We start from the raw sequence: 15,731 nt of genomic DNA on the forward strand, positions 1-15,731 counted from the left end.
CCCGGTAGTCTTTCAACCATGTCCTACGTTGCCCCCGCGCCCATTGTGCGCCGTCCCTGGTGGCAACGTCTGTTGCGTAATCCGTGGTTCTGGGTGCTGCTCGTCCTGGTGCTGGTGTCAGCTGCTTGTGTGATTCACACCTACGTGAACATGCATGCGGACACCGAGGTGGAGCGCGACGGCCAGAAGGGCGTCGTTCCCGGCATCACCAATCAGTCGTTCAAGCTTGCCTTCCACTACGCATGGCCGACGGCAGCGGTCTGGTCGGCGATCTTCATCCTCATCGACCGTTTCAGGACCCGGCATCTTCACGTGTGGTTCCTCTGCTTCTGCTGGGGAGCGTGCATAGCGACCTGGATCAGCCTGCACGTCAATACCTGGATGGCGGGGATGCTCTCGGTGACAGGCGGGGTCGATCCGGCTTCGGGTGCAGGTCCTGCGGTGTATTCGGCTCCATTCGTCGAGGAATCGTGCAAGGCCATGGTGCTTTTTGGGCTGGCCGTGGTCATGGGGAGACGCATGACCTCCGTGGTCCAGACGGTGAGCATGGCCGGACTCTCGGCGATCGGTTTCGCCTTCGTCGAGAACATCATGTATTACGCCCGAGCTGACAATTACGCCCGCGTGACTGCCGCTGCTGGCGACCCGAAAAAGGCTGTCATGGAGATGGTCAGGCTGCGAGGCGTCTACACATCGTTCGGGCATCCCCTGTTCACCAGCATGACGGGTATCGGCCTGGCTCTGGGACTGCGATCACGCAGCAGGCTTGTGAGGATCTTGGCTCCGACGACCGGTTTCGTCATGGCTGTGACTGGTCACATGCTGTTCAACGGATTCTCCTCGGTGTTGCCGATGGCCGCCTTGAAGAACCTTTGGTACGTGGCCCTTGCGATCGTCGCCTCCGTCGTGATCTTCGTGGCCATTCGCATGATGCGTGAAGGCAAGATGGTCCGCAATCGTCTTGAGGACTATGTCAAGGCCGGGTGGTTGCCGGAATCCGACGCCGACACCCTCTCGGCGCTGCGGCGTCGTCAGTGGGCGGGTTTGGTCGCTCTCAGCCAGGGCCCGCGTCGGTGGTGGCACACGCTGGAGTTCCTGCGCACCGGCACTGATCTAGCCTATCTGCGTGACGCCGTTGTGCGAGGACTCGACGATGACCCGGGAACGCGTCAGATCCAACTCATCAATCACATGAACTCGCTGCGTCCCATGGCTGTCACCGTGGCCCGAGGTGCGAAACTGTCCAAACCGAGACTGCCCGCATTCCTCAGACGACGTCGGAACCAGCCGGTTAACAACGAGTTGCAGTGGGCACCGCCACAGGCCTGACGAGTGAGCAGGAAGGATCACCATGAACACCGAGCAGATGCTGCTGTCGCTCACGGATCTGCGGCACGACCTGCGTCAGGCTGAGTTTCCCCTTGACCTGCCCGAGGCCATCACCCAGGCAGGTTTGGCTCGTCGAATTTCCAACCAGCTCAACGACTACGTCCTTCCTCGGCTGGAGACCGTCGACGCACCGCTGCTCGCCGTGGTCGGTGGGTCGACAGGTGCCGGAAAGTCCACCCTGGTCAATTCGCTGGTTGGACGAGTGGTGACACGGCCCGGCGTCATTCGTCCCACCACGACCTCTCCGGTTCTCGTCCACCACCCTGACGACGCAGTGTGGTTCGACGGTGACCGGGTGCTGCCCACGCTGGTGCGCTCCCGGGTTGCCAGCAATGACGCCTCGAGCCTCCAACTGGTCGCTGAGCCTGGGATCCCGAAGGGCTTGGCCATTTTGGATGCCCCCGACATCGATTCCGTGGTGGCGCGGAATCGCGACCTGGCCGCCCAGCTGTTGCAGGCTGCGGATCTGTGGGTCTTCGTCACGTCAGCCGCCCGCTACGCCGACGCCGTGCCCTGGGATTTCCTCAACGAGGCTCAGGAGCGACATGCCTCGGTTGCGGTGGTGTGTGACCGCGTCCCGCCGGAGGCCATGAGGGAGGTTCCCCCGGACCTTGGCCGGCTCATGACAGAGCGTGGCCTGGCGGATTCCCCTCTCTTCGCTGTGCCGGAGACCAGGACCAATGCCGATGGCATGCTTCCGGATCAGGCCGTTGCGCCGTTGCGTTTTTTCCTGTCGAGTCTGGCTCAGGACCAGCAGAAGCGACGTGAGGTCATCGCGTCCACCCTGTCCGGGGCCATCGGCTCGGTGTGCGAACGGTCGTCCTACATCGCCGCTGGCCTGGAAGCCCAGGCGGTTGCCACGTCCAGGCTGGCTGAGGATGCTCAGTCGATCATGGCCGAGGAGTCGCAATCGATTGCTGCGCAGTCTGCCGACGGTACCCTGCTGCGTGGCGAGGTGCTGGCCCGGTGGCACGAATTCGTGGGAACTGGCGAATTCATGCGGGCCATGGAGGCGAAGGTGTCGTGGTTCCGAGACCGCGTCGTCCAGACCTTCAAGGGAGCGCCTCCGGAAGTCGAGAAGGTCAGCGTCGCGGTGGAGTCTGGCCTGGAAAACCTCATCATCGCTGAAACACAGGCTGGGTGTGAGCGGATTGAGGCCGTCTGGCAGGCCGACCCAGCCGGTCGCAGTGTCCTGGAACGTTCGGACGAGGATCTGGCTCGTCCGTCACGAGGTTTTGAGGAGTCCGTCTCTCGCATGGTGAGGGGCTGGCAGGGCGACGTCATGGAGTTGGTTGCCGGGGAAGGCATGGACAAGCGGTCGAAGGCCCGATTCATGGCTTTCGGAGTCAACGGGGTTTCCGTCGCACTGATGCTCGTCGTGTTCGCCCACACTGGCGGACTGTCCGGGGCGGAGGCCGGAATCGCCGGCGGCTCGGCCATCGTCGCGCAGCGGCTTCTCGAGGCCCTCTTTGGCGACGACGCGGTGCGACGTCTGGCGAAGGTTGCCAAGGAACAGCTCGACGCCAGGGTCGAGGGGCTGCTCGCCACTGAGGTGGCGCGCTACCAGAACGTGCTCGGAGCGCTGGGAGTCGATGAAGAGTTGCCAGCTCGGATCCGCACCTCGATCGAGCAGGTGCGGCAGGCTCAGGAAGCGGCGGAGCCCCGCGATGGCCAGGTGACGATCCGAACCCGTCCGCAGACGCGGGAAGCGGAGGCGTCCGGAACACCCGAGCTCGGGCAGATGAGGGCCGACATGCCCGTCCTCGATGCCGAGATCGTCGAACCATCGGTGGTTTTGGAGCCTGAGCCTCGTCAGGAGGAACGATGAGGAGACGACGCATCAACCTTGCCGAACGCATTGAGATGCTGAGCAAGGCAGTGGATCTGTCGGCGGGGCGTATCCCCGATGAAGTGGTCGACCGCGCGCGCGCAGTGCTGGATCGTGCTGACCAACGGTGCCGAATCGGTGGGGATCACACCGTCATTGCCCTTGCTGGCGCCACAGGCTCGGGGAAGTCATCGACCTTCAACGCACTCGCAGGTGCGGACCTCGCGGATCCGGGCGTGCGTCGTCCGACGACCTCGAAAGCCACGTCAGCGGTGTGGGGGAGCGAGTCAGCCGAGTCCTTGCTGGACTGGCTCGACGTTCCTCGTCGTCACCACATGGGCGGAGACGGGGCTCTCGACGGCTTGGTGCTGCTCGACCTGCCCGACCACGACTCGGTGCGCATCGAGCATCGGCTGGAGGTGGATCGACTCGTCGAGATGGTCGACATGATCGTGTGGGTCGTCGATCCACAGAAATATGCCGACGCTGCTCTCCACACTCGTTATCTGGCGCCACTGGCGACTCATTCCGAGGTCATGACGGTCGTTCTCAACCAGATTGATCGTCTCGACAAGGAGCAGCGTAAGAACTGTTTGCGCGATCTGCGTCGTCTCCTGGACTCAGAGCGCCTGGACAAGGCCAAGATTATGGCAATCTCGGCGACCACCGGTGAAGGCGTGGAAGACATGCGCGTCGCATTGGCTCGTGCCGTGCGCGCCAAGAAGGCGCAGGCAGCCCGTCTCCATGCTGACCTCGACAGCGTTGCTCAGCAATTGTTGGAGGCGACTGGTGCCGAGGCAGGTCAGGTGAGTCAGGACTCCGTCGACCGATTGATCGAGGCGTTGTGCACTGCTGGTGGCGTCGATCCAGTTGTCGAGGCGACCCGGGAGGCTTACCGCAAGAGAGGCCACTACGCCACAGGTTGGCCGGTGACGTCGTGGTTGTCGAAACTTCGGCAGGATCCGTTGCACCGGTTGCACTTGGACCTGGGCTCGAGGCGCAAGAAGGAGTTGTCGCGCGGGACAGAACCCACCGATGTGCAGCGAAGCGCGATGACGGCACGCGTCGGTGTCGCAGGGGCCAAGGTGGACACGGCAGTGCGTGCTCTGGCGTCGGAGGCCTCCGAGGGGCTGCCCCGGCCGTGGGCCGACTCGGTGCGGGCAGCATCACTGTCGAATCGCAAAGTTCTACCCGACGATATCGATCGGGCTGTCGCCTCCACGGATTTGGGAGTGCATCGGGGTACCGGCTGGTGGAAGGTGGTGACGGTGGTGCAGTGGATTCTCATTGTCATCGTCCTGGCCGGGGCGGCGTGGTGGTTGGCGGATGGCTTGACGGCCTATTTCCAGTTCCGAGTTTCACCGGTGAGATGGCACGACTTCCCGGTGCCGCCCCTCATCGTGGCGGGGGGAGCCGTCGTGGGCATCGTGGTTTCTCTGCTGTGCCAGGTCGGTGTGCAGGTGGGGGCGCGGTCAGCTGCGCATCATGCCAGGTCTGAATTGCGGGCCAACCTCACCGAGGTGGCATGGCAATCGGTCGTCGATCCGGTCAATGTGGAGCTCGATCACCACGACGAGGTCGTCAAGATCCTGGCGAAGGCGTCCTGACGTGGGTAAATGGCTTTGCCACAGGTGCAGGGTTGTCCACAGGGTCGTCGGCGCTGAATTTGGAGTTGTCCACAGATCTGAAATTGCCTGACGGGTTTCGCTGGTCCACGACGATAACTGTCTGTGAGTGGAAAGGAGCTCACAGATGGACGCAAACGTGTCATTCACCGGAAATCTCGGGACTGATGTCGAGATGAAGATTGGTGAGGGTTGGCGTGGAGCCCGATTCCGGGTTGCTCACACTCCTCGCGTCATGAGGCAGGGGGAGTGGGTCGACGGGACGACGACGTGGCTGTCGGTGCACGTCTACGGGCGTCTCGCGGACAACTGCGCCGCATCCTTGCACAAGGGGGATCCGGTCATGGTTACCGGTCGGCTGCGTACCCGGAATTGGATTGACGACGAGGGCTCCCACGAGCAACTCATCATCGTCGCAAGCAATGTCGGACCGGATCTGTCTCGAGTGTCGGCGGTGTGCCGCCGTCCCGAGAAACGGGTCGAGGCGCCGCTGGGAGACGATCACGTGCTGCGATACCAGGAACCGCACGATGCGATTGGCGACGACGGGGACGCCGAGATGGTTGATGACGACGTCGAATTGGTCGGTTCCTGAGGCCTGAGGTCATCCATCGGGAATGACTTTGTGACGGGAACGGTTATGCCAACTGGCATACTGTGCAACGGTCGGTGAAGTGCCGGCCGCCCCGTTCCCGCAGATTCTGGAGGAGTGCCGATGGCCGAGTTCATCTACACCATGCACAACGTCCGAAAGGCGGTGGGTGACAAGGTCATTCTCGACAATGTCACGCTGTCGTTCTTCCCGGGCGCCAAGATTGGTGTTGTCGGACCGAACGGCGCTGGTAAGTCGACGATGCTCAAGCTGATGGCTGGGCTCGACAAGCCGAACAACGGTGACGCCAACCTCGCCAAGGGAGCCACGGTCGGAATCCTGCTCCAGGAGCCCCCGCTCACCGAGGACAAGACGGTTCGCGAGAACGTCGAGGAGGCCGTCGGCGACATCAAGGCGAAGCTCGCACGGTTCGAGGAGGTTTCGGCCGAGATGGCCAACCCGGACGCCGACTTCGACGCCCTCATGGCCGAGATGGGCGAGCTGCAGACCGAGCTCGACAACGCCAACGCCTGGGACATCGACACCCGCCTCGAGCAGGCGATGGACGCCTTGCAGTGCCCTCCCGGTGACACCCCGGTCGACGTGCTCTCCGGTGGTGAACGTCGTCGCGTCGCCCTGTGCAAGCTCCTCATCGAGCAGCCTGACCTGCTGCTCCTCGACGAGCCCACCAACCACCTGGACGCCGAGTCCGTCAACTGGCTGGAGGGCCACCTCAAGTCCTACCCAGGCGCTGTCCTGGCCGTCACCCACGACCGCTACTTCCTTGACCACGTGGCCGAGTGGATCTGTGAGGTCGACCGCGGTCAGCTGCACCCCTACGAGGGGAACTACTCGACCTACCTGGACACCAAGCGCAAGCGTCTCCAGATCGAGGGCAAGAAGGACGCCAAGCGCGCCAAGATCCTCGAGAAGGAGCTGGACTGGGTGCGCTCCTCGCCGAAGGCTCGGCAGGCCAAGAACAAGGCCCGTCTGGCCCGTTACGAGGAGCTGGCTGCCGAGGCCGAGCGCAACCGCAAGATCGACACCGCCGAGATCAACATCCCGCCGGGCCCGCGCCTTGGCAACGTCGTGCTGGAGGCAAACCACCTCACCAAGGGGTTCGGCGACCGTGTCCTCATCAAGGACCTGTCCTTCACGCTGCCGCGAGCCGGCATCGTCGGCGTCATCGGCCCGAACGGTGTCGGCAAGACGACCCTGTTCAAGACCATCGTCGGATTGGAGAAGGCCGATTCCGGCGACCTCAAGGTCGGCGAGACGGTCAACTTCTCCTACGTCGACCAGAACCGTACTGGCATCGACCCGGAGAAGAACGTCTGGGAGGTCGTCTCCGACGGACTGGACTACATCAAGGTCGCCAACTTCGAGGAACCCTCGCGGGCTTATGTGGCGAGCTTCGGCTTCAAGGGACCGGACCAGCAGAAGAAGTCCGGTGTGCTCTCCGGCGGTGAGCGCAACCGCCTGAACCTGGCCCTGACACTCAAGCAGGGCGGCAACGTCCTCCTGCTCGACGAGCCGACCAACGACCTGGACGTCGAGACCCTGTCGAGTCTTGAGGACGCCCTCCTGGAGTTCCCGGGATGTGCCGTGGTCGTCTCCCACGATCGCTGGTTCCTCGACCGCATCGCCACCCACATCCTGGCCTGGGAGGGCGAGGACGAGGACGGTGTGCCGCGCTGGTTCTGGTTCGAGGGCAACTTCGCCGACTACGAGGTCAACAAGATCGAGCGTCTCGGGCCGGAGGCGGCTCGTCCGCATGCCTCGAAGCATCGTCGACTCACTCGTGACTGAGCGGTGACGTCCCAAGGAAGAGTCAACGACCTCTTCTTGGTGACGTTCTTCACGGCGCGGCCCATAGCTATGGGCCGCGCCGCGTCTATGCCCGCCGTCGGCACCGCCTTTCCTTCCGGGTGTGTATGGGCCTCACAGGATGCTCGATGGATTGACGTAACGTGACCTGAGCACGCCCGCCGCTGCAGCGGCAACAGTTGAGAAGACCCTTCGCGTCTTCGCCTGGTCGATCAGCAACTCGACGTCATTGCAGGGCAGCTTGCCGCCCAGTAGCACGAGCTGCGTCGAAATGTCGTGGCGCGCATGCAAAAGGCCGCCGCCGAGGGAACCACCGAAGCGGTGTCGACCTCTGCCGTGGCGTAGACGGTCAGCGACCCGGGTACGACGGCAGATGCGACGCAAACAGTTCTGAGAAGGTGAGGGCCCGACGTCCCGTTAGGTCAGAGGTCTGGCGCCGGCAGGAGAATCCGTCGGCCACGATGATGGCCTGCTGGCCGGCGTCCTCGATGGCCGGGAGGAGGTCGTGCTGGGCAACCTTCACCGAGAAGTCGTAATGACCGTTCTCGACGCCGAAGTTTCCGGCGTAACCGCAGCAACCGCCGACCACCGTGACCTTCGCCCCCGCAGCTTCGAGCAGGCGCTTGTCCGGGCCAAATCCGAGGATCGACGCATGGTGGCAGTGGGGCTGGGCGACAACGGTGTGGCCGGCTAGGGAGGGCGGGACCCAGTTCGCTGCCTCCAGCATTTCAGCGACGGTGTGCATGTTCCGGGCGACGCGACCAACCCGTGGATCGTCCGGAAGGAGGCGTAGGGCGTCGTCGCGCCAAACGGTCGTGCAGGACGGTTCCAACCCAACGACCGGGACGTTGGCGTCGGCCAGGGGGGCCAGCACCGCCAGTCCTGCGCGCAGCCGACGACGAGCGCCGTTGAGCTGGCCAGTGGTGATCCAGGTCAACCCACAGCAGACGTCATCGGAAAGGACCCTGGGGCGGTAGCCGGCGTCGGCCAGTACCGTGACGACGGAGGAGAGGTCCGAACCTTCCAACATGTCGGAGAAGGAATCCACCCAGATGACGACGTCTCCCTTGTCCCCGCTGCGGCGAGTCGGTGAGATCGATCCGGTTGAGGGGGTTTCGGTAGCAGGCGAGGTCGGAATTTCCTGATCCGCCACGATGGTTCGGGCTGAGGTCGCCTGCTTGCTGGCCAGTCTGGACGAGGGCTGGAACCGGGGAAGCGGACGGCGCTGATCGACGCCGGCCGTCCATCGGGCCAGGTGGGCGAAGGGCGAGAACGCCAGTACCTTGTTGGCCAGGGCAGGCGCTCCCGGGATGCGGTTGAGGAGGCGTTCCCAGAGAGGGAGCAGGCCCATGGTCACGTGGGAGCGGGGGCGAAGCCGGTGGCGGTACTTCTCGTTGAGGACCGTGCTGCGGTAGCTGGCCATGTCGATTCCGGTAGGGCAGTCGCGGGCACATCCCTTGCATGCCATACAGAGGTCGAGGGCGCGTTCCACCTCGGGGGAGTCCCAACCCTCGATGAGGGTGCCATTGACCATCTCCTTGAGGACGCTGGCGCGGCCTCGGGTGGAGTCCACCTCGAGCCCGGAAGCCTGGTACGAGGGGCACATCACCGCGCCTGGGGCAGTGTGGGCGACGCACTTTCCGACTCCGGTGCAGCGATGGACGTCGACGGCGAATTCAGGATGGGAAATGGTGATCGCGGAAAGAGCTGACTCGTGGGTTCGGATATTGGTCTCGAGCGGTGCGGGATCGACGAGAATCCCCGGGTTGAACACGTTGTCCGGGTCGAGGATCGCCTTGACCTTGCCGAAGAGGCTCAGGGCATCGGGGGAGTACATCGTGTTCAACAGGGCCGAGCGTGCTCGGCCGTCGCCGTGCTCCCCGGAGACTGACCCGCCATGCCGTGCGACCAGTTTCGCCGCCTCGGTGACGAAGGAGCGGTAGCGCTGGGGTCCGTCGGACTGATCGAGAGGGAAGTCGATGCGGCAGTGCAGGCATCCCTCACCGAAGTGGCCGTAGGGCAGGCCATGGAGGCCGTGGTCATCCAACAAGGACTCGAAGTCGCGGAGGTAGGCGCCGAGGTCGGCAGCGGGAACGGCCGAATCCTCCCACCCGGCCCAGGCTGGCTTGTCGAGGCTGACGCCTGCCAGCCCTGCTCCGTCAGCACGGATCTTCCAGAGGGCCGCGGCCTGCACTGGATCGGAGACCACCCGGCCATCGAGGCATCCGCTGGCAGCGACCATGTCCTTGGCTCGCGATGCCACCTCGGCCTCGTCATCGCCGCGAAGCTCCACGAACATCCAGCCGTCGCCACGCGGGAGATCGGGAACCGGGCGTCCTGCCCGGGAGACCACGTCGACGATCCGTCGCCCGAATCCTTCGCAAGCGACGGGGGAGAAGGGCAACAAGGCCGTGACGGCATCGGCGGCCTCGGGCATTGATGGGTAGCCCAGCGCCGCCGTCAATCCGTAGGGAGCTTCGCGGACGAGCCGGACCGTCGCCTTCGTGACGATGCCCAGGGTGGCTTCCGTGCCCGCGATGAAGGCTGGCAAATTGCGACCACGCTCGGGCAGCAGCCACTCCATGGAGTACCCGGAAACTTGGCGGGAGAAGGTCGCGAATTCGGTCCGGATGGTCGCGAGGTTCGCGTCTGCCAGATCACCCAGGCGTTCCGCGAAAGGAGTCGTGAGGTCCCCGGGGCGGAGGGTCGTGACGTGGCCGTCAGCAGTGAGGAGGTCAAGGTCGACGACGTTGTCCCCGGTACGTCCGTACCCCAAGGCCCGCGGCCCGCAGGCGTTGTTTCCGATCATCCCGCCGATGGTGCAGCGAGTTGATGTGGAGGGGTCTGGGCCAAACCGCAATTGATGGGGAGCTCCGGCATGCTGAAGCCAGTCCTGGACCACACCCGGCTCGATGACTGCGGTAGCCGATTCGGGATCGAGGGAAAGGATGTGGTTGAGGTGCGCCGAGGTATTGATGATGAGTCCGGTTCCAACGGCATTGCCAGCACATGTCGTACCGGCGCCTCGGGTTGTCACGGGTAGTCCGACGTGACTGGCTGCCGTGACCAGGGCACAGAGCTCATCAGTACTTCGTGGATGGGCAACTGCGGCAGGGACAACGCGGTAGATCGAGGCATCGGAGGAGTACAGGGCGCGCGCCAGCCGGGAATCGTCCAGGATTCCCACGGCAGAGGCGTCCAGACCCCTCAGAGCTGATTGAAAGTCCTGGAGAATGTCCGTGGTGGCCGTCATGGGCTCAGTCTGACACGGAAAGCACAGCCGCCATGGCCCGTCCCAAGGCCGCGAAATCCTCCGGATCGACCGGGTCAACGAAAACGTGGCGGACCGCACGGACATGGTCGGGGGCAGCCTGCCGCAGCAGGTCCATGCCGTCAGAGCTCAGCCTTGCGACCACTCCGCGACGATCCCGCACGTCAGGCTCGCGCACGACAAGCCCGCGTGCCTCGAGCCGTTCGATGGCGTGAGTGAGTCGTGACCGTGACTGATGCACCTCGATGGCAAGAACAGACATCCGAACTGCGTGATCGGGGGCTTCCGAAAGACTGACGAGGATCTCGTACTCGCACAGCTCGAGGCCATGGCGTCGCAGATCCTCCGAAAGATGCGCCGTGATACGAGCTGATCCGAGGAGCCAAGCTCGCCAGATTCGTTGCTGCTCGATGCTCAGCCAAGGGGCAGCCGCCGACCGCTCTACCTCAGGCCCGACATTGTCAAAAGACGCCATCGATGGCGTATTCGAGGCATCGCCATCATGGATGCTGCGCCTGGAACCGCCCTGTGACATGATCAATATCGTACCCGTGGTGCGGGGAACGTTCTCCTGCCCGCCCCTGTAGACACCTACCTATGAGTGTCGTCGGGAACTGTGGGGACCGGCCAGTACGCCATGCAATAGCGTGGCAGAAGTCATTTTTGACCGAGGAGAGGGTGAGTTGATGAGGCGTACCAGTGACGAGGAGTCCCTTGCTCTGCAGCACAAACTCATTGCGTCCTCGGCCAAGAACTTCGCGGCGATGCTTGATCGACAGGCCGATGCCCATCCGAATCGCATCGCTTTTCTCACTCCTTCCGGCGCTGACGATGAGCCCAACGCCTGGCTCCCCATGACCTTTGCTGAATTCCGTCGTCAGGCCCACGAGGTGGCCGCTGGGCTGATGGAGTTGGGGCTTCCTCGGGAGGGCCGCGTCGCCCTGCTGTCCGGAACGCGCACCGAGTGGATTATTGCCGACATGGCCATCTCCTCCGCCGGTGGCGCGACGACGACGATCTACCCGAATTCCGGGCCGGACGAGGCAAGTTTCATCCTGGTGGACTCCGAGTCGTCCATACTTTTCGTCGATTCCACTGCCCAGGTTGCCAAGATCCAGGGCAGGCCCGAGGTCGATGCGGTGGTTCGGCATATCATCAGCTTTGCCGACGATTCCGAGGAGACCGGCGTCCGAGATGACCGGCTCACCACCATGGCCAAGATCATTGCGAATGGACGTCGGCGCCTGGCCGTCGAGCCGGATCTCGTGCGTCGCATGATCGATTCCGTCGAACCCGACGACCTGTGCACCCTCATCTACACTTCTGGCACGACGGGCACGCCCAAGGGAGTGGAGCTGACCCACCGGGCGTGGACGTACATGGGCCAGGCGTGGAAGAACCTCGACATGTTCCGTGGTGGGGACGTCCACATGTTGTGGTTGCCGTTGTCCCATGCCTTCGGGAAGTGTCTCATCGCCATTTGCGTCGAGATCGGGATCACCCAGGCTGTTGAGCCCCGTATCTCGCGGTTGGCCCGCAGCCTGGGCGAGGTGAAGCCACGCGTCATGTGTGGTGTGCCGCGCATCTTCGAGAAGATCCGTGCCGGTGTCATGACGGCATACCCACAAGGACGTCTGGCAAGTCGTGTCTCGCGGTGGGCCTTCGCAACCGGACGCGACGCCCAGCGCTACCGCAACGCTGGTGATCGGGTACCGACCGTGCTCGAGGCCAAGCGGAAGATCGCTGATGCGCTGGTCTTCTCGACCCTGCGTCGCAAGCTTGGCGGCATCGAGTTCATGATCTGCGGCGGTGCCAAGTTGTCGGAGCAGGTTCAGCAGTGGTTCTCCTCTGCGGGGATCCCCATCGTCGAGGGGTATGGGGCGACCGAGGTCGGGGCAGTCGCGTTCTTCAGTGGGCCTGATGCCATTCGGCCTGGCACAGTGGGGCCGGTCGCTCCTGGTTGCCTCGCGCGGATTGCTGAGGATGGTGAGATTCTGGTCTCCGGACCGATCGTTGCTCGTGGCTACCACGGCATGCCCGAGAAGACGGCCAAGGCGTTCACCGACGGCTGGTTCCACACCGGCGACATCGGCGAATTCGATGAGATGAACTACCTGCGCATCACCGACCGCAAGCGCGACCTGTTTAAGACCTCGGGCGGAAAATATGTCGCCCCACAGAAGGTCGAGGCCACCCTGATGGCCAACTGCCCGTACCTGTCCAACGCGGTGGTTCTGGGGGAGGGACACAAGTATGCAGTGGCCCTCCTCACCCTCGAGAAGGGCGCTCTCATGACGTGGGGACGCCGGCATGGACGTCCCGACGCCAGTTACGCCGAGCTCACGGCAGACCCGGACGTGCGGCGCAGCATCCAGCGGTATGTCGATCGCGCAAACTCCCGCCTCGAGCGCTGGGAGACCGTCAAGAAGTTCGCGATTCTCGACCACGAGCTGACCGAGGACTCCCATTCGGTGACGACCAGCCTTAAGGTGCGTCGCGGCGTCGTGGCCGAGAAGTATTCCGACATCGTTGACGAGATGTTTGCCGACGAGAATGAACAATCGAGTGTGGCCAGGGGAGACGACGCGTCGTGACGGGCGCTGTCGTCGTCGACATTCCACTGCGGTGGTCCGACATGGATGCGCAGGGACACGTCAACAACGTTCGCATCAGCGAGCTGGTTCAGGAATCTCGAAATCAGGCGTTCTACACGAACGGCGCCCAGGAGATGCTCGAGACCGGGATCGTCGTCGTCACTCAGGATGTCGAGTTCTTGGCCCCGTTCGTCGTGGATGGGAGTCCGCTGCGGGTCGAGGTCGGCTGCTCCAAGGTCGGAGCGGCACGAACCATTCTGGATTACCGCGCTTGGCACCATGATGTTGAGGTCGCTCGGGCACGCGGGATCATCTGCCCCTTCGATTTCGACGCAGGACGGCCGCGCCGGCTCACCGACGGCGAGCGAGGCGCCTTCGAGGCCATGAAGGTCGAGGAGACTCCGTGGAAGCCGATCAAAGTCGTCGACGTCTCCGGGATCGGCGACATCGTCGATGTACCTGTCCGGTGGTCTGACGTCGATCGGCAGGGCCACGTCAACAACGTCAGCATGGCTGGTTACCTCCAGGAGGCCAGGATCCTCGCGACGACGTCGTGGTCGCCAGGGATGAGGCGGGCCGGGGACCACCTGTGGGTCGTCGTGCGTCAGGACATCCGTTATCGACGCCAGGTTCTACCGTCTCAGCGGTCATGCAAGGTGCATACAGCGCTCACGCGGCTGGGGACCTCGTCAATGATCCTCGCCGGGTCGATTGCCACAGACGAGGGATCTGCCCTCGATGCCGCAACCGTGCTCGTCTGCGTCGATCCGGACACCGGAGCTTCGGTCCCGATCGACGACCGGACGAGGGAGGCGTTGGCAGCCCACCTCGTCGCGGTCTGATCGACGTTCAGGCTCGCAGCCACACGGCTTGGTCACGGCCGACGGAGGCGAGTCCGTCGTGGGTCTTCAGCGAGGTCGAGGTGACGATGATCTTGTCTGTGTCCACGGTCACTGGGTCGTCACCGAAGTTCACAACGCAACGGAAGCCGGGCTCGCGGGAGAAGTCGAGGACATCGTCGGACGACTCGTTCCACGTCATCGTCCCGGCTCCCAGGGCGGGGTTGTCCCGCCGCTCAGCCAGCAGAGTGCGGTAGAGGGTCAGGAAGGACGACGGATCGTCCTGCTCGGCCTCGACCGTCCAATCAGCCCAGTCGTGCGGCATCGGAAGCCAGGTGTCGCTCGTTGGCGACCATCCGTAAGGGGCCTCGGAACCGCTCCACGGAATCGGGACGCGGCAGCCGTCACGTCCGCGGTCCGTGTGTTCAGAACGCTCCCAGGTGGGATCCTGCAGGACGTCATCGGGAAGATCTTCCACCTCTGGCAGACCGAGCTCCTCGCCCTGGTAGACGTAGGCGCCACCAGGAAGGGCGAGTTCGAGCATGACTGCCGCGCGGGCGCGACGCCGTCCCAGAGGAACATCGGTCGGTGTGCCGTGGAACGTGGCATGGGGAGCAGCGGGATCCGAGAAGTCCAGACCCGAGATCTCCTTGCCGTAGCGGGAGACGGGGCGGAAGTTGTCGTGGTTGCCCAGCACCCAGGTGGCACTTGCGCCCACTGACTCGTGGGCCGCCAGGGATTCGGTGATGGTGGTGCGAAGCGAACGGGCCGACCACGCCGAGATGAGGAACTCAAAGTTGAACGAGGTGTGCAGCCTGTCCGATTCGAGGTAGCGCACCAGACGGTCATGGGGGAGATACGCCTCGGCGACGAACATGCGCGGACCCTCAGGAGTGTTGGCGTATTCGTTCGCGATGGCCCGCCAACGGCGCTGGATGGGCGCCAATCCAGGCTGATCCCACATCGGGCTGTCTCCCACGAGTTCGCCTATCTCCTCGTTCTCAGGGAGGTCGGGGAGACCGGATTCCTTGACCATCGAGTTGGCGACGTCAATGCGGAAACCATCGACACCGCGGTCGAACCAGAACCTCAGAACGCGGTCAAACTCCTCGACGACTTCGGGGTTTTCCCAGTTCCAGTCGGGCTGTGAGACGTCGAAGAAGTGCAGGTACCACTGCCCAGGGGTGCCGTCGGGCTCAGTGATGCGTTGCCATGCACCACCTCCGAACACCGATGGCCAGTTGTTCGGAGGGAGTTCGCCGTTTTCTCCGCGGCCATTTCGGAAGATGTAGCGGTCGCGCTCAGGCGAACCGGGGGCAGCTGCGAGGGCATCCTTGAACCACGGATGCTCCTCGGAAGAGTGGTTGGGGACGAGGTCGATGATGACTCGCAGGCCCAATTCGTGGGCCCGTGCCACGAGTGCGTCAGCGTCGCCGAGAGTGCCGAAGTCAGGATTGATGGCACAGTAGTCGCTGACGTCGTAGCCGCCATCGGCCAGCGGGGAGGGGTACCACGGTGAGATCCAGAGGGCATCGACGCCCAGAGCGACGAGATGGTCAAGGTGTTCGATGATGCCGCGGACGTCGCCGATGCCGTCGCCGTTCGAGTCGGCGAAACTACGCGGGTACACCTGGTAGACAACGGCGGACTTCCACCAGTCGTGGGTCGTGGGAATAGTGGTCATGGGGGTCCTTGAAGGGTTGTGAGGGTCGTCAGGGGCGGGGCGGGCCCGCGGCGGTGACCGACGATGGCCGCCGCCGCGGAGC

At 63.9% G+C, this 15,731-nt stretch carries 10 protein-coding genes; 7 read left to right on the forward strand and 3 right to left on the reverse strand.

What is annotated here, in order from left to right:
- The first annotated feature begins 18 nt into the window (after positions 1–18).
- From PALO_RS02990 to ettA, 5 genes are all read left to right on the forward strand, one after another.
- Positions 19–1,329: a PrsW family intramembrane metalloprotease gene (locus PALO_RS02990; protein ID WP_015582360.1), complete on the forward strand. Its 1,311-nt coding sequence runs from the start codon at positions 19–21 to the stop codon at positions 1,327–1,329.
- A gap of 22 nt (positions 1,330–1,351) precedes the next feature.
- Entirely contained in the window at positions 1,352–3,217 is a 1,866-nt protein-coding gene (locus tag PALO_RS02995; protein ID WP_015582361.1) for a GTPase family protein, read from the forward strand.
- Positions 3,214–4,824 carry a YfjP family GTPase gene (locus PALO_RS03000; RefSeq protein ID WP_015582362.1) on the forward strand — a complete coding sequence of 537 codons (1,611 nt, stop codon included), beginning with the start codon at positions 3,214–3,216 and terminating at the stop codon, positions 4,822–4,824. The genes PALO_RS02995 and PALO_RS03000 overlap by 4 nt, the downstream gene beginning before the upstream one ends.
- Before the next feature lie 145 nt (positions 4,825–4,969).
- Positions 4,970–5,437 (forward strand): single-stranded DNA-binding protein, encoded by a 468-nt coding sequence (locus PALO_RS03005; protein ID WP_015582363.1) that lies wholly within the window; start codon positions 4,970–4,972, stop codon positions 5,435–5,437.
- A gap of 120 nt (positions 5,438–5,557) precedes the next feature.
- On the forward strand, positions 5,558–7,243 hold the full coding sequence (ettA, locus tag PALO_RS03010; RefSeq protein ID WP_004808797.1) for an energy-dependent translational throttle protein EttA: 1,686 nt from the start codon (positions 5,558–5,560) through the stop codon (positions 7,241–7,243).
- Between the two features lie 367 nt (positions 7,244–7,610).
- Here the strand turns inward: ettA and PALO_RS03015 are convergent, their stop codons facing one another.
- Together PALO_RS03015 and PALO_RS03020 are read right to left on the reverse strand one after the other, a co-directional pair.
- Positions 7,611–10,514 (reverse strand): FAD-binding and (Fe-S)-binding domain-containing protein, encoded by a 2,904-nt coding sequence (locus PALO_RS03015; RefSeq protein ID WP_015582364.1) that lies wholly within the window; start codon positions 10,512–10,514, stop codon positions 7,611–7,613.
- Positions 10,515–10,518: 4 nt separating this feature from the next.
- The gene (locus PALO_RS03020; RefSeq protein WP_036901373.1) at positions 10,519–11,076 is read right to left on the reverse strand and encodes a MarR family winged helix-turn-helix transcriptional regulator; all 558 of its coding nucleotides are present in this window, start codon (positions 11,074–11,076) and stop codon (positions 10,519–10,521) included.
- Positions 11,077–11,218: 142 nt separating this feature from the next.
- On the opposite strand from PALO_RS03020, the gene PALO_RS03025 reads away from it, so the two are divergent.
- Together PALO_RS03025 and PALO_RS03030 are read left to right on the forward strand one after the other, a co-directional pair.
- A complete protein-coding gene (locus PALO_RS03025) occupies positions 11,219–13,126 on the forward strand; it encodes an AMP-dependent synthetase/ligase (RefSeq protein WP_015582366.1) in 1,908 nt (635 codons plus the stop codon).
- Positions 13,123–13,968, forward strand: a complete 846-nt coding sequence (locus PALO_RS03030) for an acyl-CoA thioesterase (protein WP_004808788.1) — start codon at positions 13,123–13,125, stop codon at positions 13,966–13,968. Before PALO_RS03025 ends, PALO_RS03030 begins: the two co-directional genes overlap by 4 nt.
- Before the next feature lie 7 nt (positions 13,969–13,975).
- Here the strand turns inward: PALO_RS03030 and PALO_RS03035 are convergent, their stop codons facing one another.
- Positions 13,976–15,649, reverse strand: a complete 1,674-nt coding sequence (locus tag PALO_RS03035; RefSeq protein ID WP_015582367.1) for a glycoside hydrolase family 13 protein — start codon at positions 15,647–15,649, stop codon at positions 13,976–13,978.
- Between the last annotated feature and the right edge of the window lie 82 nt (positions 15,650–15,731).

The sequence above is a fragment of the Cutibacterium avidum 44067 genome (genome assembly GCF_000367205.1).
Classification (GTDB): domain Bacteria; phylum Actinomycetota; class Actinomycetes; order Propionibacteriales; family Propionibacteriaceae; genus Cutibacterium; species Cutibacterium avidum.

Coding starts and splice junctions, on each gene's coding strand:
- ettA (WP_004808797.1), top strand. CDS start 5,558: ATGGCCGAGTTCATCTACACCATGCACAACGTCCGAAAGGCGGTGGGT.
- PALO_RS03000 (WP_015582362.1), top strand. CDS start 3,214: ATGAGGAGACGACGCATCAACCTTGCCGAACGCATTGAGATGCTGAGC.
- PALO_RS03035 (WP_015582367.1), bottom strand. CDS start 15,649: ATGACCACTATTCCCACGACCCACGACTGGTGGAAGTCCGCCGTTGTC.
- PALO_RS02990 (WP_015582360.1), top strand. CDS start 19: ATGTCCTACGTTGCCCCCGCGCCCATTGTGCGCCGTCCCTGGTGGCAA.
- PALO_RS03005 (WP_015582363.1), top strand. CDS start 4,970: ATGGACGCAAACGTGTCATTCACCGGAAATCTCGGGACTGATGTCGAG.
- PALO_RS03015 (WP_015582364.1), bottom strand. CDS start 10,514: ATGACGGCCACCACGGACATTCTCCAGGACTTTCAATCAGCTCTGAGG.
- PALO_RS03025 (WP_015582366.1), top strand. CDS start 11,219: ATGAGGCGTACCAGTGACGAGGAGTCCCTTGCTCTGCAGCACAAACTC.
- PALO_RS02995 (WP_015582361.1), top strand. CDS start 1,352: ATGAACACCGAGCAGATGCTGCTGTCGCTCACGGATCTGCGGCACGAC.